Source organism: Amycolatopsis nivea, assembly GCF_004522235.1.
Classification (GTDB): domain Bacteria; phylum Actinomycetota; class Actinomycetes; order Mycobacteriales; family Pseudonocardiaceae; genus Amycolatopsis; species Amycolatopsis nivea.
Genome location: NZ_SDLT01000015.1, coordinates 112,063 through 135,722 on the forward strand (window position 1 = coordinate 112,063; position 23,660 = coordinate 135,722).

Here is a 23,660-nt window from a genome sequence, read left to right on the forward strand (position 1 = left end):
CCCGGTCACCGTGCGTGCGGACCCGCGAAACTCGCGACGCGCGCAACCCCGGGGAACAACGGAACGTCTCGTCTTCCGAGGACGGGGAGGCAATGACAGAGCTAGTGGACAAGACCCGCCGGGAGCAGTTCGAACGGGCAGCGGACGGTCCGGCGCACTCGCTGCGGGTCGCGGCGGGCAGATGGAGCCGCTCCGGCTACCTGCACGCGGCGGTGCTGTATCTCGTGGTGCGGCTGGTCGGCCTCGGCGCGCTCGCGGCGATGGCCGCGCCCCGGGACCTGCCGTTCGGCGAGCGGCTGAAGGCCTGGGACGGCTGGTGGTACCTGCAGATCGCGGAGCACAGCTACACCGGCGTGAGCAATCCGCTCGACGCCGCCGGGCTGCCGTATCCCGACGCGTCGTACGGCTACTTCCCGTTGTATCCGGCGTTGACCGGGCTGTTCGAGAAGCTGCCCGGGGTGACGTACTACGGAGCGGGCCTCCTGGTGTCGACGCTCGCCGGAATCGCGGCGGCGACGGCGATGTACCGGATCGGCCGGCTCGTCCACAGCCAGCTGGCGGGGTTGCTGCTCGCGGTGTTGTGGGGGGCCGCGCCGATGGCGATCGCCGAGAGCATGGTGATGACCGAGGCGCTTTTCACCGCGCTCGCCGCGTGGGCGCTGGTCGGCGTGCTCGAACGCAGGTGGTATCTCGCCGCGACCGCGACGCTGTTCGCCGGGCTCACCCGCTCCACCGCGTGCGTGCTGGTCGCCGTCGTGGTGATCGCCGCGGCCGTCGACGTGTGGCGGAACAGACAGCGGTGGAACGCGCTCGTGTGCGTCTTCGTCGCGCCGCTCGGCCTGCTCGGGTACTGGCTGTTCGTCGCGGTGCAAACCGGCAGTGTGACCGGCTGGCAGGACGTGGAGCTGCGCGGCTGGAACACGCGTTTCGACGCCGGGGCCGAAGCCTGGCAGTGGATCACGCAGACGCTTTTCACCTCGGGCAACGCGTGGGAAACGCTCGTCGTGCTGGTGATGGTCGCGGCGATCGCGCTCGCGGTCGTCTGCGTCACCGGCCGCCGGATGCCGTGGCCGCTGGCCGCGTACGCGGTGGGTGTCCTGGTGCTGGTCCTCTGCAGTGCCGGGCTGCCTGCCCTGAAGTCGAGGTTCGTGCTCCCCGACTTCGCGCTCCTGCTGCCCGTCGCGATGGGGCTGGCCGGTCGCAAGAAGTCCACGATGATCGCCGCGGCGACCGTGTTCGTGCTGGTCGGGGCCTGGTATTCGGCTTATTCGCTGACCGTGTGGAAGTACGCGATCTAAGCCGATCGGTCACCCACACGAGGGGATCCGGCACGGGGTCCGCTGCCGGGGCCCCGGAAATTGTCGGGGGCGCCGCGCATGATGGATCCCGTGGCAAACGACGTCCTCGACCTCTTCTCCCCGGCGACCAGCACCTGGTTCGCCGGAGCCTTCGCCGCCCCGACGGCCGCGCAGGAAGGGGCCTGGCGGGCCGCACACGCCGGGCAGCACGCCCTGGTCGTGGCGCCCACCGGGTCCGGCAAGACGCTGTCCGCGTTCCTGTGGGCACTCGACCGGCTGGCGGCGGAACCGCCGCCGGCGAACCCGCGCGAGCGGTGCCGGATCCTGTACGTCTCGCCGCTGAAGGCGCTGGCGGTCGACGTGCAGCGCAACCTGCGCGCGCCGCTGGCGGGCATCTCCCAGGCCGCGCACCGGCTCGGCCTGCCCGTGCCGGAGATCGAGGTCGGCATGCGCACCGGCGACACCACGGCGGCGGAGCGCCGGTCGTTCGGGAAAACCCCACCGGACGTGCTGGTCACCACGCCGGAGTCGCTGTTTCTCATCCTCACGTCCTCGGCGCGGGAATCGCTGAAGGGCGTCGAGACGGTCATCGTCGACGAGGTGCACGCCGTCGCGGGCGGCAAACGCGGCGCGCACCTGGCGTTGTCGCTGGAACGGCTCGACGCGCTGCTGCCCAAACCGGCTCAGCGCATCGGATTGTCGGCCACCGTGCGACCGGTCGACGAGGTCAGCGCGTTCCTCGCCGGCGGTCGTCCGGTCACGGTCGTGCAGCCGAAGCTCGCGAAGACGATCCAGGTCCGGGTGGAGGTGCCCGTCGAGGACATGGCGAACCTCGACGGCCCGGCGCCTTCGCCGCTGGAGCGGCTCGACGACCTCACGTCGCTGTCGCAGTTGCCGTCCGACGGCGGGATCGGCACCCAGGAAGAGGTGGCCGGCGCGGCGGTGCAGCGGCCGTCGATCTGGCCCGCGGTCGAGGAACGGGTGCTGGAGCTGATCCGCGCGCACCGCTCCACCATCGTGTTCGGCAACTCGCGGCGGCTCACCGAACGGCTCACCGCGCGGCTCAACGAACTCGCGTCCGAGCAGACCGGTCTGTCCCGGAGCGACGCGTTCCCGGCGGAGGCGGTCGGGCAGTCCGGCGTCACGACGGGTGCGGAGCCGGTCATCGCGCGGGCGCACCACGGGTCGATGTCCCGCGAGCAGCGCACCCATGTCGAAGAAGAACTGAAGTCCGGGCGGCTGCCGTGCGTGGTGGCCACGTCGTCGCTCGAACTCGGCATCGACATGGGCGCGGTGGACCTGGTCGTGCAGATCGAGGCTCCGCCCACGGTGGCCTCCGGGCTGCAGCGCGTCGGCCGGGCCGGGCACCAGGTCGGCGCGGTGTCGTCCGGCGTGATGTTCCCGAAGTTCCGCGGCGATCTGGTGTCGTGCGCCGTCGTCGCGGAGCGGATGGCGACCGGGGCGATCGAGGCGGTGCGGTACCCGCGCAACCCGCTCGACGTGCTGGCCCAGCACGTCGTCGCGATGGTGGCGCTCGAGCCGTGGACGGTGCCGGAGCTGGCGGCGCTCGTCCGGCGGGCGGCTCCGTTCAGCTCGCTGCCGGACGACGCGCTGCACGCGGTGCTCGACATGCTCGCCGGCCGTTACCCGAGCGAGGAGTTCGGCGAGCTGCGGGCGCGCATCACGTGGGACCGGGTCGGCGGCGAACTGCGCGGGCGGCCGGGTTCGCAGCGGCTGGCGGTCACGTCCGGCGGCACGATCCCCGACCGCGGGCTGTTCACCGTGATGACGCCGGGCGACGAGGGCAAACCCGGCTCGCGCGTGGGCGAGTTCGACGAGGAGATGGTGTACGAATCGCGGGTCGGCGACACGATCCTGCTCGGCACCTCGTCGTGGCGGATCACCGACATCACCCATGACCGGGTGATCGTCGTGCCCGCTCCGGGCCAGCCCGCCCGGATGCCGTTCTGGAAGGGCGACGCCGCCGGACGCCCGCTGGAACTGGGGCGGGCACTCGGCGCGTTCGTCCGCGAACTGTCCACTTCGGACACCGCAACGGCGCGGGACCGGGCCGCCGCGGCCGGGCTCGACCAGCGCGCCTGCGACAACCTGCTGGCGTATCTGGAAGAACAGAAGTCGGCGACCCGGCACGTGCCCAACGACCGCGTCATCCTGCTCGAGCGCTACCGCGACGAACTGGGCGACTGGCGGATCGTGCTGCACTCGCCGTTCGGCGCGCAGGTGAACGCTCCGTGGGCGCTCGCGATCGCCGCCCGGCTGCGGGAAAACCGCGGCGTCGACGCCCAGGTGGCGCACTCCGACGACGGCATCGTGCTGCGGCTGCCCGACGCGCTCGACGCCGACGGCGGCGAGGTCACCATCACCGCCGACGACGTCCTGCTGGATCCGGAGGAGGTCGAGCAGCTGATCGTGGCGGAGGTCGGCGGCTCGGCGGTCTTCGCGGCGCGGTTCCGGGAGTGCGCGGCACGCTCGCTCTTGCTGCCGCGCCGAGACCCGCGGCGGCGCACACCGTTGTGGCAGCAACGGCAACGGGCGTCGCAACTGTTGTCGGTGGCGGCGAAGTACGAGCGGTTCCCGGTCGTGCTGGAGGCGATGCGCGAGGTTCTGCAGGACGTCTACGACGTCGGCGGACTGCGGGAGCTGATGTCGGACGTCCGGGCGCGCAAGGTGCGGCTGGTCGAGGTGGAGACGCCCGCCGCGTCGCCGTTCGCCCGAAGCCTGTTGTTCGGGTACGTCGGTATGTTCCTGTACGAGACGGACGCTCCGCTGGCCGAACGGCGAGCCGCTGCGCTGTCGCTGGATTCCGCGCTGCTGGCCGAATTGCTGGGCACGGAAGCAATTCGCGAGCTGCTCGATCCGGAGGCCGTGGCCGAGGTCGAACGGTCGTTGCAGCGGCTCGAACCAGATAGGCACGCTCGGTCGGCGGAGGACGCGGCCGACCTGCTGCGGTTCCTCGGCGATCTGTCCATCGCCGAAGCCGCGGAACGCGGGATTCAGCCGGAGTGGCTGGAAGAACTCGCCTCGGCACGGCGTGCGATCCAGGTGCGCATCGGCGGCGAGGAGCGGTATCTGGCCATCGAGGACGCCGGGCGGGTGCGGGACGCGCTGGGCGTCGCGCTTCCGGTCGGCGTGCCCGAGGCGTTCACCGAGCCGGTGGCGGATCCGCTGGGCGACCTGCTCGGCCGCTATGCGCGGACCCGCGGCCCGTTCTCCGCGACGGCCGCGGCGGATCGGTTCGGGTTGGGTTCAGCGGTCGTCACCGGTGTGCTCGACCGGCTCACCGGTGAAGGCAGGCTGGTCCGCGGCGAGCTGAGTCCAGTCGGCCATCCGGAAACCCATGGCGTGGGCGTCGAATACTGCGACGCGGCCGTGCTGCGGCGGTTGCGGCGTGCGTCGCTCGCCCGGCTGCGGGCAGAGGTCGAGCCCGTGGAGCCGGCTGCGCTGGGCCGGTTCTTGCCCTCGTGGCACGGAATCGGCGCGCGGCTGCGGTCCGCGCCGACGGCCGACGACGTGCTGTCGGTGGTCGAACAGCTTGCCGGTGCGCCGTTGCCGGCGAGCGCGGTCGAATCGCTGATCCTGCCGAGCCGGTTGCCGGGCTACTCCCCCGCGCTGCTCGACGAACTCACCACCGCGGGCGAGGTCACGTGGGCAGGCTGCGGTTCGCTCTCCGGCGGGGACGGGTGGCTGGCGCTCGCTCCGTCGGACGTCGCGGATCTGCTGCTGCCCGAGGTCGAGGAGAATCCGCCGACGAGTCCGCTGCACGACGCCATCGTGACGGCGCTGGAAGGCGGAGCGTTGTTCTTCCGCCAGCTCGTCGACCGGGTCACGCCGGGTCTGGAGCAGTCGCCGGACGACGGTGCCGTGGTGGCCGCGCTGTGGGATCTGGTGTGGGCCGGGCTGGTCACCGGCGACACGCTCGCGCCGCTGCGCGCGCAGGTCGCCGGGCACGGCGCGCACAAACCCCGGCGGCAGGCGCCACGCGGCCGCTACGCCCGTATGCGCGCCGGCCGTCCGGCGATGCCGTCGCGCACCGGGCCGCCGACCGCGGCCGGCCGTTGGGCGCTGACCCCGCCTCGCGAAGCCGACCCGACCCGACGCGCACATGCCCGCACCGAGGCATTTCTGGAACGGCACGGCGTGCTCACCCGAGGCGCGCTCGACACCGAACGGGTCACCGGCGGGTTTTCCGGGATCTACAAGGTGCTGCGCGGCATGGAGGACACCGGGCAGGTCATCCGCGGCTATGTCGTCGAAGGTCTCGGTGCCGCACAGTTCGCCGCGAAGGGCGCGGTCGACCGGCTGCGGGCGCTCTCCAGCACCGCGCCCGCCTCAGCAGCCCGGAATGACAACGCGCGTGCCGTGGTGCTCGCCGCCGCGGATCCAGCACAGCCGTACGGCGCGGCTCTGTCCTGGCCTGCCGCGACAGGCGACACAAAACACCGCCCGGCGCGCAAAGCCGGAGCGCTGGCGGTGCTGGTCGACGGAATCCCAGCCCTGTACGTCGAACGCGGCGGCCGCTCGTTGCTGAGCTTCACCGAGGAACGCAGCTCACTGCAAGCCGCCGCTGCCGCGTTGTCGACCGCGGTTCGAGAAGGCTGGCTGGGTCAGTTGGCCGTCCAGCGCGCGGACGGAGAACACGCGCTGACCTCGGAGCTAGCCGAAATCCTGCAGGAAGCCGGCTTCCGCGCGACGCCGAAGGGACTCCGTTTGAGAGCTTGATCCTTGCCCCGTGCTGCTCGGCCAAGACGCGAGCGGGTTCGGCCTGTGGCTCGCCATGCGGGCGGTGCCGTCGGGCTTGCCTGGTGGACCCGCGTCGGCGAAGCAGGTGGTGTCACTAGACTTCTCGTGGCCCCTCGGTGGACAAAAGGACGTTCGATCATGGCGATGCGCGAGTTGCGCTACTTCGGTGACCCGGTGCTCAAGTCCGTGTGCGACCCGGTGACCACGTTCGACAGCAAGATCGAGGCGCTGGTGAAGGACCTCCTCGACAGCGTGCAGCCGGAGGGCCGGGCAGGGCTCGCCGCGCCGCAGATCGGGGTCGGGCTGCGGGTGTTCAGCTACGACGTCGGCGGGCTGACGGGGTACGTCATCAACCCGGAGATCGCCCACCTGTCCGAGGAAACGCACGAAATCGGCGAGGGCTGCCTGTCGGTGCCGGAACTGTGGTTCCCGACGGTCCGCGCGAAGCACGCCGTGGTGCGCGGCGTCGACCTGCGCAACGAGCCGATCGAGGTCGAGGGCGTCGACGTGCTGGCCCAGTGTCTCCAGCACGAAACCGACCACCTCGACGGCAAGCTCTACCTCGACCGGCTCACTCCCGACCGGAAGAAGCAGGCGCTGCGCGAGGCGCGGGGCAAAGACTGGTTCTGGAACCGCTGACCGTCCGCGGCGTCCGGTCGGCGACGAGCCGCAGCACCGTGCCGTCGTCCGGGCTGGTTTCGACCCGCAGTCCGGCGCGAACAGCGGTCCGGGACATCGCGTCGTTGCCCGGAAGACGGACCGCGGTCAATTCCGTGATCCCGTCGGCTCCGGCGAGGGCGACCAGCCGAGCGAGCAACGCCGTGCCGATTCCCTGGCGCTGCCATGCATCCTCGACGAGAAGCGATACCTCGGCCGTACCGTCGCGCTGGGAAATCAACTGCCCGAACCCGATCACGTCCCGGCCGCACACCGCGAGCAAGCTGGTTCCGCGCGGAGGCATGAGCAAGCGGTGCAGCCATTTCCGGGGAACCGTGCGCAGCCCTGTGTGGTAGCGGTTGAACAACGTCTTCGCCGAACAGCGAAGATGCACCGCACCGATCGCGTCGGTGTCGCGCGGAGTACCGAGGCGCAGAACGACCGCCGCCCCGTCCGGACGGTTGAGCACCGCCGGACCGGCCAGATTCTGCTCCGCCGCGGCGAGCAGTTCCAGGAAGGCTGCGGCCTGGGCAAGTTCGGGTTCAGCGAATGCCACCCATCGCCGCCGGGCGACAAACGCCTGCCCCTCCCCAAAGGCGAAAACGGCGCGGTGCCCGCCTTCGGTGCGCCCTGGGTTGGCCTCGCTCGTCGGGACGAGCGTCACGAGATCCGCGGACAACACCATTCGCAACATCGGAGCGCGGCAATCCGGATCAACGATCGCCCGCCGAGCGGCGACGAGCGCTGTCGCGGCTGAATCGCGAAGTCCTCGAACGGTAGTTTCGGCAATCGCCGCTCGCCCGACGGCATTGGCAATTGCTCCGGTGACCGGCGTGTCGTCGGCGGTGCTGGAAGTCGCTGCCGGAGTGGGCAATTCCCGGGCGTCGGCCCCGATGCACAACTCGCCCGCGATGGGAAGCGCAGTGGTCGCCGGAACACGGCGTGCTCCGGCATCGAGTGCAGAAGCAGTTTCTTGATCAATGGCCGTCGCGGCTGAAGGAGCGCGGAGTTCGCGCACGGAAGCCTCGGTGGGCAGCTTTCTGCCGGTGTGGGACGCAGATGCCGCCTGAGCATCGCGTTGCCCGGTGTCGGAGGTGGCCTCCCGATCAGCAGTTGCCGGTGCGTCGAGTGGCCATGAAGACGGCTCAACGCGTGCCACGGGAGCATCGAATCTTCCGACATCAGCTCTAGAAGTTGCCTGTTGATCAGTCGCTGCCGGAGCGTCGAGTGGCCCCTTCGCGGCGCGGGCTGCCGAAGCGTTGCGGCGTCCGGTATTGGTGCCAGAGGTCGTCTCCGTATCAACAGTTGCTGGGGCATCGAATGGCGGCGAAGAAGGCTTGAGGCGTGTCGCCGGGGCAGGGAGTTTTCGGATGTCAGCGGTTGTCGGCAGTTCGGGGGCTGGTGATTCCGCGATGGGGGTGAGGAGTTCTCGGGCGGCGTCGGCGATCGGATCCTCGGCGGCGAGCGTGGTGGCAGCTGAGGCGCGGACGTCGGGGATGGTGGTTTCGGTCATCCCCAGGCAATCGCCGCCTTCGTCGCGGAGGGCGTCTATCAGGAGGTGCTGGGGCAAACCTGCTGCTGGGCGCAGGACAAATTCGTCCAGGACGCCGCCGGGGGCTGGGTGTCTGGTCAGGCCGAGGATGCTGCATTCGAGGTCGGCCAGGCGGATTGCGAAGCGGGCCAGGGTGCCGGGGTGGGCGTCGGAGCGGACGCGTACTCGCCAGGCTTGTGCTGGCGCGAGGTTTTCGTTGGGGTGGCGGTGGTTTGACGGGTGCGCGGGGATTGTGTTCGCGAGAAGGGTGCGGGGTGTCGAGGGCATGTCCATGGACGTACGGTCGCCGACGTACGTAACCGGGGGCGTCTTGTGGTGTTTCGGGTCTGTCAGAGGGTGGCCGGGAATGTGTGATCTGCGGGAAACAATGGTGCGGGTCAGCTTGGGAACATGAGGCGGAATTCGTTGTCTTCCGGGTCGGTGAAGTCGGCCTGAGGGGCGTTGGGCTGAGCGGTACCGATTGGGCGGGCACCGGCGGCTTGGATGCGGTCGGTTTCAGCGGGGTCGTCGCCGGATAGGTCTAGGTGGAGGCGGTTTTTCCCGTGTTTCGGGGTGTTCACGCGCAGGAATTCGAGAGTGGGGCCGCGGCCGGTGGGGTTGCGCAGGGTGGTGATGGCGGGCTCGTCCGCGGTGATCGGCCACGCGGTGAGCGGGGACCAGAAGCGGGCCAGGCGCGCGGGGTCTTGTGCGTCGACGACGATCGCTGCGATGGCACCGGAATCGGCGTATTCCTCGCGAGGCTCGAGTACGCAGAACTCATTGTCTTCGGGGTCGGCCAGAACGATCCACGGGACGTTGCGCTGGCCGATGTCGATCGGGCGTGCTCCGGAAGAAACGGCTCGGGAGACTGTTTCGCGCTGGTTCTCGCCGGAGGTGCTGGAGAGGTCCAGGTGGAGGCGGTTTTTGGTGGTCTTCGGGCGGGAGGTCGCGGTGAAGACCAGGGTGAGGTCGCAGCCGTCGCCGGGTGGGGGCTGGATTGCTGCCTCGGCTGGGGATTTCGTGGTGAGTTGCCAGCCTAGGAGGTCGGACCAGAAGCGGGCCAGGCGTGCTGGTTCTTCGGCGGCGGTGACCAGGCTGGCCAGACGTGTTGCCATGTCGCCACGGTAGCGGGCAGGGCCGACAAAAACGGCGGGTCGCGGGGCGGGGAAAGAACTGTGCCGGCAAGCGCGGGGGTATCACGCTTGCCGGCACAGCCGGATCGCCACGGTGGTCGAGGAAACAGCGCAGAACCGGGAAGCTTCCCCGCTTTCGGTTCTCGAACGCTATCTGGTGGCCAGTCGCAGCAGGGCCCAGGTTTGGGCGGACAGCTCGTGGTCTCCGTCGGTGTGGACCATGGTCACCGGGACTCTCCCCCACAGCCAGAGGTACACGTTCGCGGGCGAGCCGGTGACGATCGCGTCCGCGGCGTCGGCTTCTCGGGGAGAGCAGCGCCAGGCCTCCGTTTCGCCGGGGCCTGCTCTCGCGATCCAGCTGTGGCCGCCGGTGTGGAAACCCACTGTGCCGTTTCGGGTTCCCGAGATGCCCATGGTGGTGAGCTTGTGTCCAAAGTAGAGAGTGAGGGCCTCGTCGACGCCGTCGGCGGCCAGGTCGTCGGGCACCGTCGAATCGCCGATTCCGGCTGCGTTCTCGGCGTCCACTCGGTGCACGAGGGTTTCGTGGAGCATGCGGCGGCGCCAGAAACCGTGGGTCGGGTCGGCGGACCACCAGGTGGTGGTCCGGGTGGCCGGGTCGTGGTTGGCCAGTTCGACTTCGAGTTCGGTGCGGGCGACGGAGTAGAAGTCGGCCACCGGCTGGCCGGGCAGGGGCTCGCGCCACGGTTCGGGGCGGCGGCCTTCGCGGATCCAGCCGAGGACCTGCCAGTAGACGGAGCCAACGTGCTTGAGCAGCTCGTTCAACGTCCAGCCGGGGGCGGTGGGCACCGGCGAATCGGGTGACGCCGAGTGCGCCACCTCCCCCAGCAGGTGCGCCTCCGCGGAGAACGCCTCGAGCAGCCGGCCGTGGTCGACCGTGCCGAGTTCACGCGACATGGGCTTCCCCGGACATCGGCAGGCCGTGCACGACCCGGCGGACCAGTTCGAGGAACTGGGCGGTCGCCTGCAGCAGACTCTCGGCCAGCTCGGCGGTGACGCGACCGCTGATGCCGGCTTCGGCGGCGGCCCGGGTTTCCGAGTGGTCGGCGAAGAACGCTGACCACTCGCGCAGCTCGGGGGCGACGGCGTCGAGCAGCACCCACCCGCTGGCCGGACGGCCCCGACCCCGGCGCGGACGGCCCCGGACGGCGAGCACCGCACCCGCACCGCGCAGGGCGGCCAGGTAGGCGCCGATGAAGCGTTCAGCTGGGTCGCGTTCGTTGTCCGCGTGGTCGAGTCCGCGGTTGGCCTGGGCGAGGAGGGTGACCGCCTCGGGCGGGGCCGGCGGACGCAGGGACAGCGGAAGTTGCGGCTGGACCTTGCCGCCGGAGCGGCGGGCGGACGGTTCGGAGGGCCGGACCGCGGCCCGGGTGCGGTGGACGACCTGCCTCGGGGGCGGGGCGCTGGGCACGGTGTTTTCGGGGACGTGGTGCACGGTGGGCTTGAGGGATGAGGGGCGTTCGGGATCGGGGGCCGGGGTGTTTTCCGATGCGAAGGGCAGTGCGGGGGTGGTTGCCGGAGCAGAGGGGTTGGCTACGGACGACGATGGCTCGGACGGCGAGTCGAGGCTCGGCTCCGCGGAAGCGGGCTGAGCGGGACCAGCCGCCGAAGCGGGTTCGTCGGAACCGGACGGCGAAGGGGACAAGGCGGGCGGCAAGCCAGACTCGGCCGCTGGAACACCAGACTGGCCAGAGTCGCTCACCGAAACGGACGACGCCGCAGAGTCGCTTCCCGGCGCGGGGGTCAGGCCCGGGCCAGTTTCCGAAGCAGCGGACCGGGCGGGGGTGGTTGCCGGAATGGTGGTGGCCTTCGCGGCGTCAGCTGCCGAAGCGGAGGACGCGGACTCGGACGACGAGCCGAAGCCCGGTTCCGCGGACGACGACTGAGCGGGACCAGCTGCCGAAGCGGCAGCACTGTTCTCCGCCGCGGGCCAAAGATCGAGGCCAGGCTGGGCAGCACCAGTCACCGGAGCGGCCGACGGAGCCGAACCAGCAGACACGACCCCCGAACCCGACCCATGAGCAGCACCGGCAGCACCTGGCCGTTCCACCGGCGCGCCGAACGTCAGCTGTTCGCCCACCGCGCCAGGTCGGTGTGCCTCGGGGGCACGGTCCGCGGGGGACACGACCGAGACGGACATGGCGACCCTCCTCCTGCTCGGGTGGGGCCGGCCGGAGGCCCGAGGTGCTTCCCCCACCCCGGGACCGGCCGGTGCGTTCCCACCGGGTATCGAACGTCTGTTCGATCTGTTTCCAGAGTAGCCGCGCCGGCGAGTCCGCTCAACCCCGCCGGTGGAATCCGGGCACGTGGTGCGGGACACGGCTGCACTGGCGTGGTCTCATAACCGGGTGAGCACCCACGACCATCCCGCTGTCGCCAAGGTCACCGCCGCGCTGGGCGAGGCCGGGCTGCACGCTGCCGCTGCCGGAGTGCGGGTGTTGCCCGCTGAAGTGCGCACTGCCGCGCAGGCCGCGGAGGCGCTCGGGGTGCCGGTCGGCGCTATCGCGAACAGTTTGGTCTTCCGGGGCCGCGCGGCTGACGGGGCCGAGGTCGCGGTGCTTGCCCTCACCTCGGGGGCGCATCGGGCCGAAGAGTCCCGGCTGGCGGAACTCGCCGGGGTCGCCGAAGCCGGCAAGGCGGACGCGGCGTTCGTCCGGGAGCACACGGGGCAGCCGATCGGGGGCGTCGCGCCGGTCGGGCATCCGGAGAGGCTCGTGACGCTCGTGGACACGGCGTTGCGCGGGTACTCCGAGGTGTGGGCCGCGGCGGGGCATCCGAAATCGGTCTTCCCGACGACGTTCGACGAACTCGTCACCCTCACCGGGGGCACCCCCGGCGATCTCGCGGGCGAAGGGGAGGATGGTCGACTGTGACCGCGATGTCCTCCTCCGGGTGCTCCCGGTACGTGCAGCTCTCCGCCGACGAGTTCCGGTCCCGGCTGCCGGAAGCGCTGGCGATCTACGTGAACGCCATGCGCTACCCCGAGGGCACGGCGGAGCAGCGCGCGCCCATGTGGCTCACGCACGCGTTGCGCGAGGGCTGGCGCTGCATGGCCGCCCTCGACGACAACGGCGTCCTGCTCGGCATCGCGTACGGCTACAAGGGCCGCGCCGGGCAGTGGTGGCACGAGCAGGTCCGGCACGGTCTCACCCGCCGCTCCGGAACGGCGGAAGCCGAACGCTGGCTGACGGACTACTTCGAGCTCACCGAGATCCACGTGCGCCCGGAGAACCAGGGCAAGCAGATCGGCGAGGACCTGCTGCGCCGGCTGCTCGACGGCGTGCCCAGCGCGAACGTCCTGCTCTCCACTCCGGAGGGCACCAGCCGGGCGTGGAAGCTGTACCGGCGCATGGGGTTCGTCGACGTTCTGCGCGACTACCAGTTCACCGGCGACCCGCGGCCGTTCGCGATTCTCGGGCGGGCGCTGCCGCTCGAAACGCAGTAGGACCGCCGCGCGCCCGATGTCGGACCGGGCGCACGGCGCGCTCGCCTACCGCGTTAACCGGCCCCCAGAAGGCCCGCGCGATTCGCGAGTGATCAGGCGTGGCCCAGCGACGGTGCCACTGTCTTGGCCACGGCGACCGCCTTCGTGCAGGCGGTGGCGGAGTCGAGTCCGCTGGTGGGCTCGCCGCTGAACTCCACGGAGACGATCTCGCCGTACCCGTGCGCTTCGTCGTCCTTCGGGGTTTCGATCTTGCGCCAGGTCGCGTCGCAGCTCACTACGCTGCTGTCCTCGTCCTTTTTCTGGATGGCCGTGACGCCGTTGCCAAGGTCGGCGGGCGGGCCGTCCTCGGCATCGGCGGGCAGGCCCTGGTAGAGGTGCACCGAGACCTGCGGGTAGTGGGTGTCGTCGCCGGACCAGAAGTCGCATTCGTGCAGGCTCTTGGGCTCCACAAAGGACTTCTGCCCCAACGCGGTCTCCACGGCCTGCTTGCCGGCCACCGCGCACGGGTCGGTGGTCAGCACGGAACCGGTTGCCTGCTTGTACTGCGGAGGAGCGCTGTGCAGGGCCTGCACGACCTTCGTCAGCGCCGCGCGGCCGGGCGCGCAGGCGTCGCCGCCCGGGGCCTTGGTCTGGAAGGTGATCCCCAGCGACTGTTCGAACGACGTCACGACCGAGACCCAGCACGACCCGGGCTTGTCGTCGTCGACGACCAGCGGCAGGCCTTCGAGCTTCTCGACCGGGTCCTTCGACATGATCAGCTGGTCGCCGACGCGCAGCACCAGTTCGACGGTCTTGCCGCCGGAGTCCTTGACGTTGACGCTGCACTCGCCCCATTCGGACGACGAAAGGCTCGACTGGTCCGGAGTGCCGAGGCCGCCGAGAGTCTTGGCGTCCAGCAGCGCGCACGGATCCACGGTCCGCAGGGCCGCCGCCTGGACCGCGGGGTCGGTGATCGGGGGTTTCGCACTGGCAGGCGGTGCGGTGCCTGCGGCCGAGCCACCGCCGCAGCCCGCGAGCAAGGCCAGCAGCGCCGCCCCCGTGACCAGCGCCGATGTTCGGAATATTCGGTTTTCGGTGAACATAGGCGGCACCGTAGCGGAATCCGTCACCCGTTCGTGGCGAAATCTCCAAGAATGCGGACAGTCCGTGAAAGTTGCGCAACCAGCAGCGCGCGGGCGTCGTCATCGGGGCTCCGGCCGCCAGTAGCCGACCGCGAGCGCCGCGACGAGCAGCACCGCACCGCCCCACGCGAACGCACTCAGCCGTTCGTGCAGGAAAATGACCGAAAGCACGGTCCCGGTAAGCGGTTCCAGCAGCGCGGACAGCGCGCCCAGCACTGGGTGGGCACCGCCGAGGCCGCGGAAGTACGCGGCATACGCGACAGCTGTCGGGACAACGCCGAAGTACCCGGCCAGCAGCAGCACGTCGGCGTGGGCGGGCAGGCTCATGCCGAACCACAGCGCGGCGGGGGTCAGCAGCAAACCGCCGGTCAGGCAGCCAAATGCCGTGGTAGCCAACGGTTCCAGGCCGGCGACGGGCTCCGCTGTGACGAGCGTCAGCACGGCGAAACCGGTCGCCGCGAGCAGCGCGAAGGCTAGGCCGCCGACCAATCGTGCGGGTGACGTCGCGGTCTCCGGCGACCACCGCAACAGCACCAGCCCCGCGACGGAACCGCCGACGGACACCAGCGTCCACAACCGCGGCGCGCGGCGGTGCTGTACCGCGGAGACCACCGTGAGCACAACGGGTGCGGCACCGATCGTGGTCATGGTCGCGACGCTGACCGAACTGAGCGCGACGGCAGCGAAGTAGCTGGTTTGGAAAAGTGCGAAGAGGGCGCCGACAAGGAGGAGACGACGCCAGGTTTCCTTGGCGGGAAGGCGAAGTCCGCCGGTGAGAGCGACGAAGGCGGCGCTCGCGGCGCCGCCGATGAGCAGGCGGTAGGCGGCGACGGCAAGCGGGTGCAGGCCGGCTTGCTGGCCGAGAAGCGACCCGGACAGGCCGCCGGTTCCCCAGAGCACGCCGGCGACGACTAGGGCGGCCGACGAGCGGGCGCGCGAAGGTACGGCAACAGACATTCGGAAGTGGGCTCCTGCGTCGAAGGAATCGGAAATCGACGACGCGGGGCAGCGTGTGCCGGCCGGTTCAGGACGTCATCCAATGGCCGCGGGCCCGGTTCGGGCGCACGCGGCGAAAACTGCCCCGCTCAGGAGGCTGGTGGTGGGATGACGACGAGGAGCCACTGCACGGGCGGGAGCTTAACCAGAGGCCGGGGAGCCGATCAACGGGTTTGTGGCGTGCGGCGCCAGCGGATCTCGCCGTCCTGCCACTCGTCGGTGGCCGTGAGCCCGACAGCGGCGGCGACCGCGGCGGAGGCCCGGTTCTCCGGGTGGATGTGGGCGACGATCGCGTCCACCGGCTGCCGGTCGAGCCACGCGACAAGCCCGCGCGCGGCTTCGGTGGCGATGCCCCGGCCCTGCCACGGAGTCCCCACCACCCAGGCGATTTCGGCGACCGAGCCGCTGACCGTCGCCTGGACAGTGCCCGCCAGGCCGGAATCGCGCGGCCGGATCACCCAGTTCAGCCAGGACACCGCCGGATCGGGCGAGCCCGCGGTCATCCGCTGGTAGCGCGAGCGGAGGGCGGCCAAGGAATCCGGAGCGCCGCCGATGTAGGTGTGCAGGGCCGGATCCGACAGCACGACGGCCATCTCCTCGGCGTGCGAGACGGACAGCGGCAGCAGGTCCAGCCGGGCCGTTTCGATGAGCTGAGCGGTAACCATGCGGGAAAGACACCCGGGCCGGTGCGGGAACACCGGCCCGGGAAAGCAGTCTCAGTCCAGCTGCGCCAGCTGCTCGCGCAGGGTGTCCAGTCCCATGCCGCCCATCTGGAGGGCCTTGGTGTGGAACTGCTTGATGTCGAACGCCGAACCCTGCCGCGCCCGGGCGTCGTCGCGCGCGGCCAGCCACAGGCGTTCGCCGAGCTTGTACGAGGGGGCCTGGCCCGGCCAGCCGAGGTAGCGGTCGATCTCGTCGCGGATGTGCGCCTGGTCGGTGATCGTGCGGGTCAGCATGAACTCCAGGCCCAGGTCCGGCGTCCAGCGCGCACCCTCGTGGAATCCGGTGCCCGCCGGGATTTCCAGCTCCAGGTGCATGCCGAGGTCGACCACGACGCGGGCGGCGCGGAACAGCTGCTCCGACAGCATGCCGAGCAGGTTGCCGTCGTCGGAGAGGTAGCCCAGTTCCTCCATGAGGCGTTCCGCGTACAGCGCCCAGCCCTCGCCGTGCGCCGAGATGAACGTCATCAGCCGCTGGTACTTCGTGAGCGTCTCGGCCTGGTTGACCGCCGTCGCGATCTGCAGGTGGTGGCCGGGGACGCCCTCGTGGTAGACCGTCGAAACCTCGCGCCACGTCGTGAAGTCGTTGCGGTCGGCGGGAAGCGACCACCACATCCGGCCGGGACGGCTGAAGTCCTCGCTCGGCCCGGTGTAGTACGCGCCGACGCCGCCGCCGGGCGGGGCGATCTTGCACTCCAGCGCCATCAGCCGGTCCGGGATGTCGAAGTGCTTGCCGCGCAACGACTTCAGCGCGTCGTCGGACAGCTGCTGCATCCAGGCCTCGAACTGCGGGCGACCCTGGATGCGGTAGCGCGCGTCGGCGTCGAGCACCGCCGCGGCTTCCGCGGGCGTCGAGCCGGGCTTGATGCGGTTCGCGACCGCGCGCATTTCCGTTTCCAGCCGCGAGAATTCGTGCCAGCCCCACTCGTAGGCCTCGCGCAGGTCCAGCTCCGCGCCGATGAAGTAGCGCGACCACAGCCGGTAGGTGTCCTCGCCGACGGCGTCCTTGACCGGGGCCTTCGGGGCCAGTTCGGCGCGCAGGAATCCGGCGAACTCCGCGAACGCCTCGTCCGCGGCCCGCGCGCCCGCGGCCAGGTCGGACTTCAGCGAATCGACGCCCGCGTCGGCGACCATGCTGGCGAAGAAACCGGGGCCGTCCTTGAGCCCGGCCCACGTCTCGCACTGCTCGGCGACCTTCGAGACCTGCCGCAGCGCGGAAACCCGCCCCTTGTCGGCCGAGGCCAGCAGCGCCGCGCGGACCCCGGCCAGCGCCTCGGGCACCTTCGGCAGCCGGGCCGCGACGTTCGCCCAGTCGTCCGGGGTGTCGGTCGGCATCAGGTCGAAGACCATCCGCAGGCCCTGCACCGGGCTCTCGATCACGTTGAGCGAGGCCGCGTCGAGACCCGCGTCGTGGATCTCCAGCTCGAGGCCGATCCGCTCGGTGAACACGGCCTTCGCGACCCGCTCCCCCGCGTCCGCCGGTTGCGCGGCGTTCACCGCGGCCAGCGCGCGCCGCGCCAGGTCCGCGCGGGCGTCGTGGCCCGCGGGCGAATAGTCGGTCAGCTGGTCGTCGTAGCCCGCGACGCCGAGCATGGTGGCCGCGACCGGGTCCACGGCCACGTAATCGTCGACGTACCGGTCGCAGATCTCCGGAACGCTCTGTTCGGTGGAAGCCATGTCCGGCACGCTACCGGCCGGAGGCGCCCCCAGCCCACGGAGTTACGCGCGGGCGGGCACCAGTCCGAGCCGGGTGACCACCTCGCGCGTCGCCTTGGACCGGTTGAAGGTGTAGAAGTGCAGGTCGGGCACGCCTTCGGCGATCAGTTTCTCGCACAGTTCGGTGACCCAGTCCAGGCCGGCCGCGCGGAACGCCTTGGGGTCGTCGGAGAACGGTTCGAGCCGGTCCAGCAGGCGCTGCGACGCGGGAGCGCCGGAGAGCTTGATCGTGGTGTGCAGCGTGCGCAGGGTGGTCAGCGGCATGATGCCGGGCAGCACGAGCGCGTCGCAGCCCGCGGCGGCGACCCGGTCGCGCAGCCGCAGGAAGTCCTCTGCCTCGAAAAACAGCTGCGCGATCGCGAAATCGGCTCCCGCGCGGAACTTGCGGACCAGGTGCTTCGTGTCCGATTCCAGGTCCGCCGAACGCGGGTGGCCGTACGGGAAGGCCGAGACGCCGACGCAGAAGTCGCCGAGCGAGCGGACCAGTTCGACCAGTTCCTCGGCGTAGGTGAGGCCCTCGGGGTGCGGCACCCAGTCGCCGTAGACGTCGCCGGGCGGGTCGCCGCGCAGCGCGAGGATGTTGCGCACGCCGACCGCCGCGTACCAGCCGATCACGTTCCGCAGTTCGGACACCGAATGGTCGACCGCCGTGAGGTGGGCCATCGGGCAGAGCGTGGTTTCGGTGGCGACGCGGGCGATGCTGCGGATGGTGCCGTCGCGGCTCGAACCACCCGCGCCGTAGGTGATCGACATGTACGCCGGGTCCAGCGGTTCCAGCTCGCGGATGGCCTTCCACAGGACGGCCTCGTCGGCCTCGTCGCGGGGCGGGAAGAACTCGACGGAGAACGCGGGCCCGTCCCCCCGCAGCCTTTCGATCACCGACGTCATGGAGGGAAATGGTAGTGGCTCGCTTCGGCCCGCGGCAGAGTTGACGGGTGGGCTTGGCCACGCGCGCGCCCACGCCAGGGACGTCCGTGAGGGGAACCCTGAGGGAATCTGATTCCCTCAGGGTTCCCCTCACGGACCGCAAAACCGTTCTGGCGGGCATCGACGCGCGTACCGTCAGGGGCGAACCCTGCGGGGAGGCGAGCCATGAGCAGTGAAGACGACCTGGCCTGGGACGACGACGTGCGCGTGGCGGTCTACCGCGCGTTCTCCACCCGCGGCCGCCCGCCCACCGCGCCCGAGCTGGCGGACGCCGCGCACGGGTCGCTCGCGGTGGCGAAACAGGCCCTGCACCGGATGGCCGACCCGAGATGGCTGTGGCTCGACGAATGCGAGCACGTGGCGCTGGCCGCGCCGTTCGCGGCGGTCCCGCTCGGGTTCGCGGTGATGGGCGAGCACACCATGTGGTGGGGCGGGTGCGCCTGGGATTCGTTCGCGATCCCGCATCTCGTCTCCGGCGAGCCCGAGGTGCTGGTGGCGACGCGCTGTCCCGGCTGCGGCGAACCGTCCGCGCTGGTCGTGCGGCGGGACCGGCCGCCGGGCGGCGCGCAGGTCGCGTACTTCCCGGCCCCGCCCGACCAGCTCGCGGGCGACCGGGCGAAGCAGCGGCTGTACTGCGCCGAATCCTGTGTGGACAGTCCGGGCGAGCTGCTCGGGCTCGACGCGCTGTGGCATCTCGCGAAGGACTGGTACGAGGGCTGTCTCGAACCCGGCTACCGGCCGCGCGGACCAGCCGAGGCGGCGGAGTACTTCGCGGCGAGCGGCCGTCCTGACGCGTTCCGGAGCGGCTGACCGCGTCTGGTGCGCCACATCCGGGGGCGCCCGGCGTGACCCCGGCCGCCCTCGTCCCGGAGGATGAGGGCATGGACGCGCCCGGATTCGACGCCGACCTCCCCGCGCACGTGGAGCGTGCGCTGGCCGATTTCCTCGGCCGGGCGGGGAGCGAGATCCTGCGCACCGAGCCGAGCGTCGCGGCCGGGATCGAGGCGCTGTCCGGTTTCGTGCTGGGCGGCGGCAAGCGGATCCGGCCGACGTTCGCCTGGTGGGGCTGGCGCGGCGCGGGCGGCGCGGCGTCCGGTCCGCTCGCCGAGGGCGCGCTGCAGGCGGTGGCGAGCCTGGAGCTGATCCAGGCGTGCGCGCTGATCCACGACGACCTCATCGACTCCTCCGACTCGCGCCGCGGCAAGCCCACCGTGCACGTGGCCGCCGAGAAGCTGCACGCCGACCGCGGCTGGCTCGGTACTCCGTCGGTCTTCGGGCTGGCCAGCGCGGTGCTGGTGGGAGACCTGGCGCTGGCCTGGGCCGACGACATGTTCGCCGACGCCCCGCTGCCCGCGGAGACGATCGCGGCGGCCCGCCCGGCCTGGCGCGCGATGCGCACCGAGGTGCTCGCCGGGCAGTACCTCGACGTCCGCACGCAGGCGGTCGGCGACGCTTCGCCCGAGGCCGCGCTGCGGATCGACCGGCTCAAGACCGCCGCGTACACCGTCCAGCGGCCGCTGCACCTCGGCGCCTCGCTCGCCGGGGCGGACGACCGGCTGATTGCCACGCTCCTGGAGTTCGGCGGCGACGTCGGCGTGGCATTCCAGCTGCGCGACGACCTGCTCGGCGTGTTCGGCGACCCGTCGGTCACCGGCAAGCCCGCCGGGGACGACCTGCGCGAGGGCAAGCGCACTCTGCTCGTGGCGCTCGGCCTGCAGCTCGCCGCGGAGAAGGGCGACCACGCCGCCGCCAAGGCGATCGCCGGCGCGATCGGGGCCGCCGACCTGACCAGCGGCACCGTGGACCAGGTGCGCGAGGCGCTGACCTCGGTCGGCGCGGTCGCCGCGGTGGAGCGTCAGATCGACGAGCTGACCGCGTCCGCGAACGCCGCGCTCGACCGCGCGCACCTGGCCGAGCCCGCTCCGTCGGCGCTCGCCGAGCTGATCCGGCTGGCTACCCAGCGGAAGTTCTGATGCGCACGGTGAACGGGCCCGCCGACCACGTCGTGGTCGTCGGCGCCGGGCTGGCCGGGCTCTCGGCGACGCTGCACCTGCTCGGCGCGGGACGGCGGGTGACGCTGCTGGAGCAGCAGAAGATGCCCGGCGGACGAGCCGGTCAGCAGGACTTCGGCGCGAACGCGGTCGACACCGGGGCCAGCGTGCTCACCATGCCGGAGCTGGTGGACGAAGCATTGCACGCGGTCGGCGAATCGCTGGCCGACACGGTGCCGCTGACCAGGCTCGATCCGGCGTATCGGGCCCGGTTCGCGGACGGCAGCACGCTCGCCGTGCACACCGACGGCGACGCGATGGAGGCCGAGATCCGGTCGTTCGCCGGTTCGGCCGAGGCGGACGGTTACCGGCGGCTGCGCCGGTGGCTGACTGACCTGTACGCGGCGCAGAAGGACCACTTCATCGGCGCGAACTTCGATTCGCCGCTCGATCTCGTCCGGCCGGAACTCGTGAAGCTCGCGGCGTTGGGCGGCTTCGGCCGGTTAGGACCGCGCGTCTCCAGCTTCTTGCGCGACGAGCGCGTACGGCGGCTCTTCTCCTTTCAGGCGCTGTACGCAGGTCTCGATCCGACGCGTGCGCTCGGCGCGTACGGCGTGATCGCGTACATGGACACTGTCGGCGGCGTGTACTACCCGCGCGGCGGCATGGGCGCGATCGCCCGCGCGATGTCTGACGCTGCGACGCGCGCCGGTGCCGAACTGCGCTTCGGTACGGAAGCTGCGTGGCTTGAGCGAGTGTCGTCCCGCGTACGCGCTGTACGCACGCGCTCGGGCGAGCGTATTGAGTGTGACGCCGTGGTGCTCGCGACAGAGCTTTCGGCGGCGTACCGGCTGATTGGCGCGCGTCCGCGGCGGGTGCTGCCGTTGACGTACTCGCCGTCCGCGTTCGTGCTGCACGGGCACGCGGACCGTTCGTGGCCGGAACTCGACCACCACACGATCTTCTTCGGCCAGGCGTGGGAACGGACCTTTGCCGAGATCGTCCGCGAGGGCAAGCTGATGAGCGATCCGTCGCTGCTGGTCACGCGTCCGACCGCGACGGAGCCGACGCTCGCCGGCGATGGCGGCGAAATCGTCTCCGTGCTCGCTCCGACCCCGAACCTCAACACCGGCCCGATCGACTGGGCGCGCGTCGGCCCGGCTTATCGCGAAGAACTGCTGCGTACGCTGGAAGCGCGCGGGCTCACCGGGTTCCGTAACGAGTACATTGTGGACGAACAGCTGACTCCGGCGGACTGGGCGGCGCGCGGGTTGGCCGCCGGGACGCCGTTCTCGCTCGCGCACACCTTCCGCCAGACCGGCCCGTTCCGGCCCGCGAACCTGGTGCGGGCGGCGGAAAACGTGGTGCTCGCCGGGTGCGGGACGACGCCGGGGGTCGGCATTCCGCCGGTGCTGATCTCCGGACGGCTCGCCGCGCAAAGGATCGCCGGCCGGTGAGCGAGCTCGACGCGGCCGGTATCGCCGAGCCCGCGCTGCGTGCTGCCTACACGACGTGCCGGCGCATCAACGCCCACCACGGCCGCACGTTTTTCCTTGCCACCCGGCTGCTTCCGGCGCGGGCCCGGCCAGCCGCGCACGCGCTGTACGGCTTCGCGCGGATGGCCGACGAACTGGTCGACAACCCCGAGCCCGGCACCGATCCGGCGGTCGCGCTGGACAAGGTCGCCGGGCTGGTGGACGAGGTTTACGACGGGCGGGCGCCGGCCGATCCGGTGCTGGCCGCCCTTGCCGATACGGTGCGCCGGTACGACATCGGTCGTCCGCTCATCGATGCGTTCCTGCATTCCATGCGGATGGACCTGACGGTCGCGGAATACGCGACTTACGCCGATCTCGGGGAGTACATCTACGGTTCGGCTTGCGTGATCGGGCTGCAGATGCTGCCGGTGTTCGGGACTGTCGCGCCGCTGGAGGAAGCCGCTCCGAGTGCGGCGGCGTTGGGAGAAGCGTTTCAGCTGACCAATTTCCTGCGGGATGTCGGCGAGGACCTCGATCGCGGGCGGTTGTATCTGCCTGCCGAGGAATTGGCGGCGTTCGGGGTGGACCGGGAGAGGCTGGTCGACGCGCGTCGCCAGGGCCGTGCCGATCCACGGGTGCGGGCCGCGCTCGCGGTGGCGGTTTCCCGGACGCGGGCGGTTTATCGGCGGGCGGAGGCAGGGATTTCGTTGCTGCGGCCGGAGTCTCGGCCGTGCGTGCGGACGTCGATCACCTTGTACGAAGGCATTCTGGACGAGATCGAAGCCATGGACTACGCCGTGCTGAACCGACGCGCGGTGGTGGGCAAGGGGCGACGGGTCGCGGTCGCGGTGCCTGCGCTGGTGCAGCGTGCGCTCAGTGCCAGGCCGGGGCGCCTTCGCTGACTTGGGCCGGTTCGGTGCTGGCGTCGTAGGAGCGCAGCCAATCCGGGGTCAGGCGGATGAGGGCGAATGAATCGTCGAGGGCGCGGGAGCCAGGGAACTGTTCCAGGTACATCTCGCCGGCGTCGCGACGGGAAGCGCCGGATTCGATAACCGCCTCGCCTTCGACCTGGACAGAGACCGTGTCCGTGCAGCCGATGACCGCGGCGGTGCGCGGGTTGGCGCGGAGGTTGGCCACTTTTCGGGCGGTGCGGTGGGTGTTGAACAGCAGCGAGCCGTCCGGGGTGACGGCGAAGCTGACCAGGGCCGCTTCGGGGTGGCCGTTCGCGGCGGTGGTCGCGACGACGCCTAGCGGGTTGGCTCGGACGAAGCTCGTGAAGTCCGCCAGGGACAGGATCTCCATGAACGTCAGGTTAGCCGGGCCCGGTGGGCAGCGACGCGTTCCCTTGTGGCGCAACGGGAAGAGCAGTACCGGCGCGGGCTGCCGCCGCCTAGGTGGGCGAAGGGCTTTCCGCACGACGGCGACGCGCACAGGCCGCCGGGGGCGCTTTGGCGGTCGGCTAGCAAGGTGGCCAAGGCCAGCGCGGAGGACGTGATCAGCCAGGTGCCCCACGGGCCGTCGTCGGATGCGTCGACGTGGAGGTGCCAGCCGAAGTTGTCGTCGTGTGCGGTCAGGCGCGGAGGTCCGGCGTAGGCGGTGAACAGCGCGTTCAACACCTCGGCGGCCGAAGCGGCGTCTGGTGCGGCGAAGACCTCCCGCAGTTCCAGCGCGGCGGCGCGTAGCTCGACCACTTCGCGTGCGGAAAGTTGGAGTTGCGGTTCTCCGTGCTCGACCAACACTGCGCCTACCGATTCCGGTGCAGGGTCCTCCGTCAGCAGCACATCGAGCAGCGCTACGGCACGGCGGACCGCGTCCCGGGCGGAGCGGCCCGCGAAATCCGGCTGCGTTCCAGGCATGCCTCACTGTAAC

Annotated in this window: 20 protein-coding genes; 9 read left to right on the plus strand and 11 right to left on the minus strand. The window is 71.0% G+C overall.

Annotated features, from left to right (window positions below; translation table 11 throughout):
* The first annotated feature begins 92 nt into the window (after positions 1 to 92).
* From EIZ44_RS19590 to def, 3 genes are all read left to right on the plus strand, one after another.
* Positions 93 to 1,298 carry a putative hexosyltransferase gene (locus EIZ44_RS19590; RefSeq protein WP_134730298.1) on the plus strand — a complete coding sequence of 402 codons (1,206 nt, stop codon included), beginning with the start codon at positions 93 to 95 and terminating at the stop codon, positions 1,296 to 1,298.
* A gap of 78 nt (positions 1,299 to 1,376) precedes the next feature.
* Entirely contained in the window at positions 1,377 to 6,038 is a 4,662-nt protein-coding gene (locus EIZ44_RS19595; protein WP_134730300.1) for an ATP-dependent helicase, read from the plus strand.
* Between the two features lie 159 nt (positions 6,039 to 6,197).
* Complete coding sequence (def, locus tag EIZ44_RS19600; protein ID WP_037809726.1) at positions 6,198 to 6,698, plus strand: peptide deformylase; 501 nt, start codon at positions 6,198 to 6,200, stop codon at positions 6,696 to 6,698.
* Here the strand turns inward: def and EIZ44_RS46090 are convergent.
* From EIZ44_RS46090 to EIZ44_RS45570, 4 genes are all read right to left on the minus strand, one after another.
* Complete coding sequence (locus tag EIZ44_RS46090) at positions 6,631 to 8,541, minus strand: GNAT family N-acetyltransferase (protein ID WP_338081081.1); 1,911 nt, start codon at positions 8,539 to 8,541, stop codon at positions 6,631 to 6,633. The two genes, def and EIZ44_RS46090, sit on opposite strands and share 68 nt — an antisense overlap.
* 104 nt (positions 8,542 to 8,645) lie before the next feature.
* Entirely contained in the window at positions 8,646 to 9,362 is a 717-nt protein-coding gene (locus tag EIZ44_RS19615; protein ID WP_134730302.1) for a VOC family protein, read from the minus strand.
* Between the two features lie 168 nt (positions 9,363 to 9,530).
* A complete protein-coding gene (locus tag EIZ44_RS19620) occupies positions 9,531 to 10,295 on the minus strand; it encodes a maleylpyruvate isomerase family mycothiol-dependent enzyme (protein ID WP_134730304.1) in 765 nt (254 codons plus the stop codon).
* Entirely contained in the window at positions 10,285 to 10,833 is a 549-nt protein-coding gene (locus EIZ44_RS45570; RefSeq protein WP_134730306.1) for an SAV_6107 family HEPN domain-containing protein, read from the minus strand. Before EIZ44_RS45570 ends, EIZ44_RS19620 begins: the two co-directional genes overlap by 11 nt.
* A gap of 913 nt (positions 10,834 to 11,746) precedes the next feature.
* Between EIZ44_RS45570 and EIZ44_RS19630 the strand changes: the two genes are divergently transcribed.
* Both EIZ44_RS19630 and EIZ44_RS19635 read left to right on the plus strand, forming a co-directional pair.
* The gene (locus EIZ44_RS19630; RefSeq protein ID WP_134730308.1) at positions 11,747 to 12,271 is read left to right on the plus strand and encodes a YbaK/EbsC family protein; all 525 of its coding nucleotides are present in this window, start codon (positions 11,747 to 11,749) and stop codon (positions 12,269 to 12,271) included.
* Complete coding sequence (locus EIZ44_RS19635) at positions 12,268 to 12,843, plus strand: GNAT family N-acetyltransferase (RefSeq protein WP_037809718.1); 576 nt, start codon at positions 12,268 to 12,270, stop codon at positions 12,841 to 12,843. The genes EIZ44_RS19630 and EIZ44_RS19635 overlap by 4 nt, the downstream gene beginning before the upstream one ends.
* 92 nt (positions 12,844 to 12,935) lie before the next feature.
* Here EIZ44_RS19635 and EIZ44_RS19640 read toward each other — a convergent pair whose 3' ends face one another.
* From EIZ44_RS19640 to EIZ44_RS19660, 5 genes are all read right to left on the minus strand, one after another.
* Positions 12,936 to 13,925: a DUF3558 family protein gene (locus EIZ44_RS19640; protein ID WP_205670084.1), complete on the minus strand. Its 990-nt coding sequence runs from the start codon at positions 13,923 to 13,925 to the stop codon at positions 12,936 to 12,938.
* A gap of 99 nt (positions 13,926 to 14,024) precedes the next feature.
* Positions 14,025 to 14,921 carry a DMT family transporter gene (locus EIZ44_RS19645; RefSeq protein WP_037809716.1) on the minus strand — a complete coding sequence of 299 codons (897 nt, stop codon included), beginning with the start codon at positions 14,919 to 14,921 and terminating at the stop codon, positions 14,025 to 14,027.
* A 203-nt stretch (positions 14,922 to 15,124) separates the two neighbouring features.
* Positions 15,125 to 15,625 carry a GNAT family N-acetyltransferase gene (locus tag EIZ44_RS19650; RefSeq protein ID WP_037809715.1) on the minus strand — a complete coding sequence of 167 codons (501 nt, stop codon included), beginning with the start codon at positions 15,623 to 15,625 and terminating at the stop codon, positions 15,125 to 15,127.
* Positions 15,626 to 15,676: 51 nt separating this feature from the next.
* Positions 15,677 to 17,356, minus strand: a complete 1,680-nt coding sequence (locus EIZ44_RS19655) for a DUF885 domain-containing protein (protein ID WP_205673232.1) — start codon at positions 17,354 to 17,356, stop codon at positions 15,677 to 15,679.
* Between the two features lie 42 nt (positions 17,357 to 17,398).
* Positions 17,399 to 18,283, minus strand: coding sequence for a methylenetetrahydrofolate reductase (locus tag EIZ44_RS19660; protein WP_037809712.1), 885 nt, complete (start codon positions 18,281 to 18,283; stop codon positions 17,399 to 17,401).
* A 204-nt stretch (positions 18,284 to 18,487) separates the two neighbouring features.
* Here EIZ44_RS19660 and merB point away from each other — a divergent pair, with 204 nt between their 5' ends.
* The 4 genes from merB (at position 18,488) to EIZ44_RS19680 (ending at position 22,693) form a co-directional block, all read left to right on the plus strand.
* Positions 18,488 to 19,132: an organomercurial lyase gene (merB, locus tag EIZ44_RS19665; protein WP_037809711.1), complete on the plus strand. Its 645-nt coding sequence runs from the start codon at positions 18,488 to 18,490 to the stop codon at positions 19,130 to 19,132.
* 71 nt (positions 19,133 to 19,203) lie between these two features.
* A complete protein-coding gene (locus EIZ44_RS19670; protein ID WP_043828988.1) occupies positions 19,204 to 20,295 on the plus strand; it encodes a polyprenyl synthetase family protein in 1,092 nt (363 codons plus the stop codon).
* The gene (crtI, locus tag EIZ44_RS19675; RefSeq protein ID WP_134730312.1) at positions 20,295 to 21,770 is read left to right on the plus strand and encodes a phytoene desaturase family protein; all 1,476 of its coding nucleotides are present in this window, start codon (positions 20,295 to 20,297) and stop codon (positions 21,768 to 21,770) included. Before EIZ44_RS19670 ends, crtI begins: the two co-directional genes overlap by 1 nt.
* Entirely contained in the window at positions 21,767 to 22,693 is a 927-nt protein-coding gene (locus tag EIZ44_RS19680; protein ID WP_134730314.1) for a phytoene/squalene synthase family protein, read from the plus strand. Before crtI ends, EIZ44_RS19680 begins: the two co-directional genes overlap by 4 nt.
* Here the strand turns inward: EIZ44_RS19680 and EIZ44_RS19685 are convergent.
* Together EIZ44_RS19685 and EIZ44_RS19690 are read right to left on the minus strand one after the other, a co-directional pair.
* Positions 22,665 to 23,093: a pyridoxamine 5'-phosphate oxidase family protein gene (locus tag EIZ44_RS19685; protein WP_134730316.1), complete on the minus strand. Its 429-nt coding sequence runs from the start codon at positions 23,091 to 23,093 to the stop codon at positions 22,665 to 22,667. The two genes, EIZ44_RS19680 and EIZ44_RS19685, sit on opposite strands and share 29 nt — an antisense overlap.
* A gap of 5 nt (positions 23,094 to 23,098) precedes the next feature.
* Complete coding sequence (locus tag EIZ44_RS19690; RefSeq protein WP_134730318.1) at positions 23,099 to 23,647, minus strand: CGNR zinc finger domain-containing protein; 549 nt, start codon at positions 23,645 to 23,647, stop codon at positions 23,099 to 23,101.
* Positions 23,648 to 23,660 lie beyond the last annotated feature (13 nt).

Bases quoted from the DNA above. Each gene is read 5' to 3' on its own strand.
- EIZ44_RS19590 (WP_134730298.1), top strand. From the start codon at position 93: ATGACAGAGCTAGTGGACAAGACCCGCCGGGAGCAGTTCGAACGGGCA.
- EIZ44_RS19595 (WP_134730300.1), top strand. From the start codon at position 1,377: ATGATGGATCCCGTGGCAAACGACGTCCTCGACCTCTTCTCCCCGGCG.
- def (WP_037809726.1), top strand. From the start codon at position 6,198: ATGGCGATGCGCGAGTTGCGCTACTTCGGTGACCCGGTGCTCAAGTCC.
- EIZ44_RS46090 (WP_338081081.1), bottom strand. From the start codon at position 8,541: ATGGACATGCCCTCGACACCCCGCACCCTTCTCGCGAACACAATCCCC.
- EIZ44_RS19615 (WP_134730302.1), bottom strand. From the start codon at position 9,362: ATGGCAACACGTCTGGCCAGCCTGGTCACCGCCGCCGAAGAACCAGCA.
- EIZ44_RS19620 (WP_134730304.1), bottom strand. From the start codon at position 10,295: ATGTCGCGTGAACTCGGCACGGTCGACCACGGCCGGCTGCTCGAGGCG.
- EIZ44_RS19640 (WP_205670084.1), bottom strand. From the start codon at position 13,925: ATGTTCACCGAAAACCGAATATTCCGAACATCGGCGCTGGTCACGGGG.
- EIZ44_RS19645 (WP_037809716.1), bottom strand. From the start codon at position 14,921: ATGTCTGTTGCCGTACCTTCGCGCGCCCGCTCGTCGGCCGCCCTAGTC.
- EIZ44_RS19650 (WP_037809715.1), bottom strand. From the start codon at position 15,625: ATGGTTACCGCTCAGCTCATCGAAACGGCCCGGCTGGACCTGCTGCCG.
- EIZ44_RS19655 (WP_205673232.1), bottom strand. From the start codon at position 17,356: ATGGCTTCCACCGAACAGAGCGTTCCGGAGATCTGCGACCGGTACGTC.
- EIZ44_RS19660 (WP_037809712.1), bottom strand. From the start codon at position 18,283: ATGACGTCGGTGATCGAAAGGCTGCGGGGGGACGGGCCCGCGTTCTCC.
- merB (WP_037809711.1), top strand. From the start codon at position 18,488: ATGAGCAGTGAAGACGACCTGGCCTGGGACGACGACGTGCGCGTGGCG.
- EIZ44_RS19670 (WP_043828988.1), top strand. From the start codon at position 19,204: ATGGACGCGCCCGGATTCGACGCCGACCTCCCCGCGCACGTGGAGCGT.
- crtI (WP_134730312.1), top strand. From the start codon at position 20,295: ATGCGCACGGTGAACGGGCCCGCCGACCACGTCGTGGTCGTCGGCGCC.
- EIZ44_RS19685 (WP_134730316.1), bottom strand. From the start codon at position 23,093: ATGGAGATCCTGTCCCTGGCGGACTTCACGAGCTTCGTCCGAGCCAAC.
- EIZ44_RS19690 (WP_134730318.1), bottom strand. From the start codon at position 23,647: ATGCCTGGAACGCAGCCGGATTTCGCGGGCCGCTCCGCCCGGGACGCG.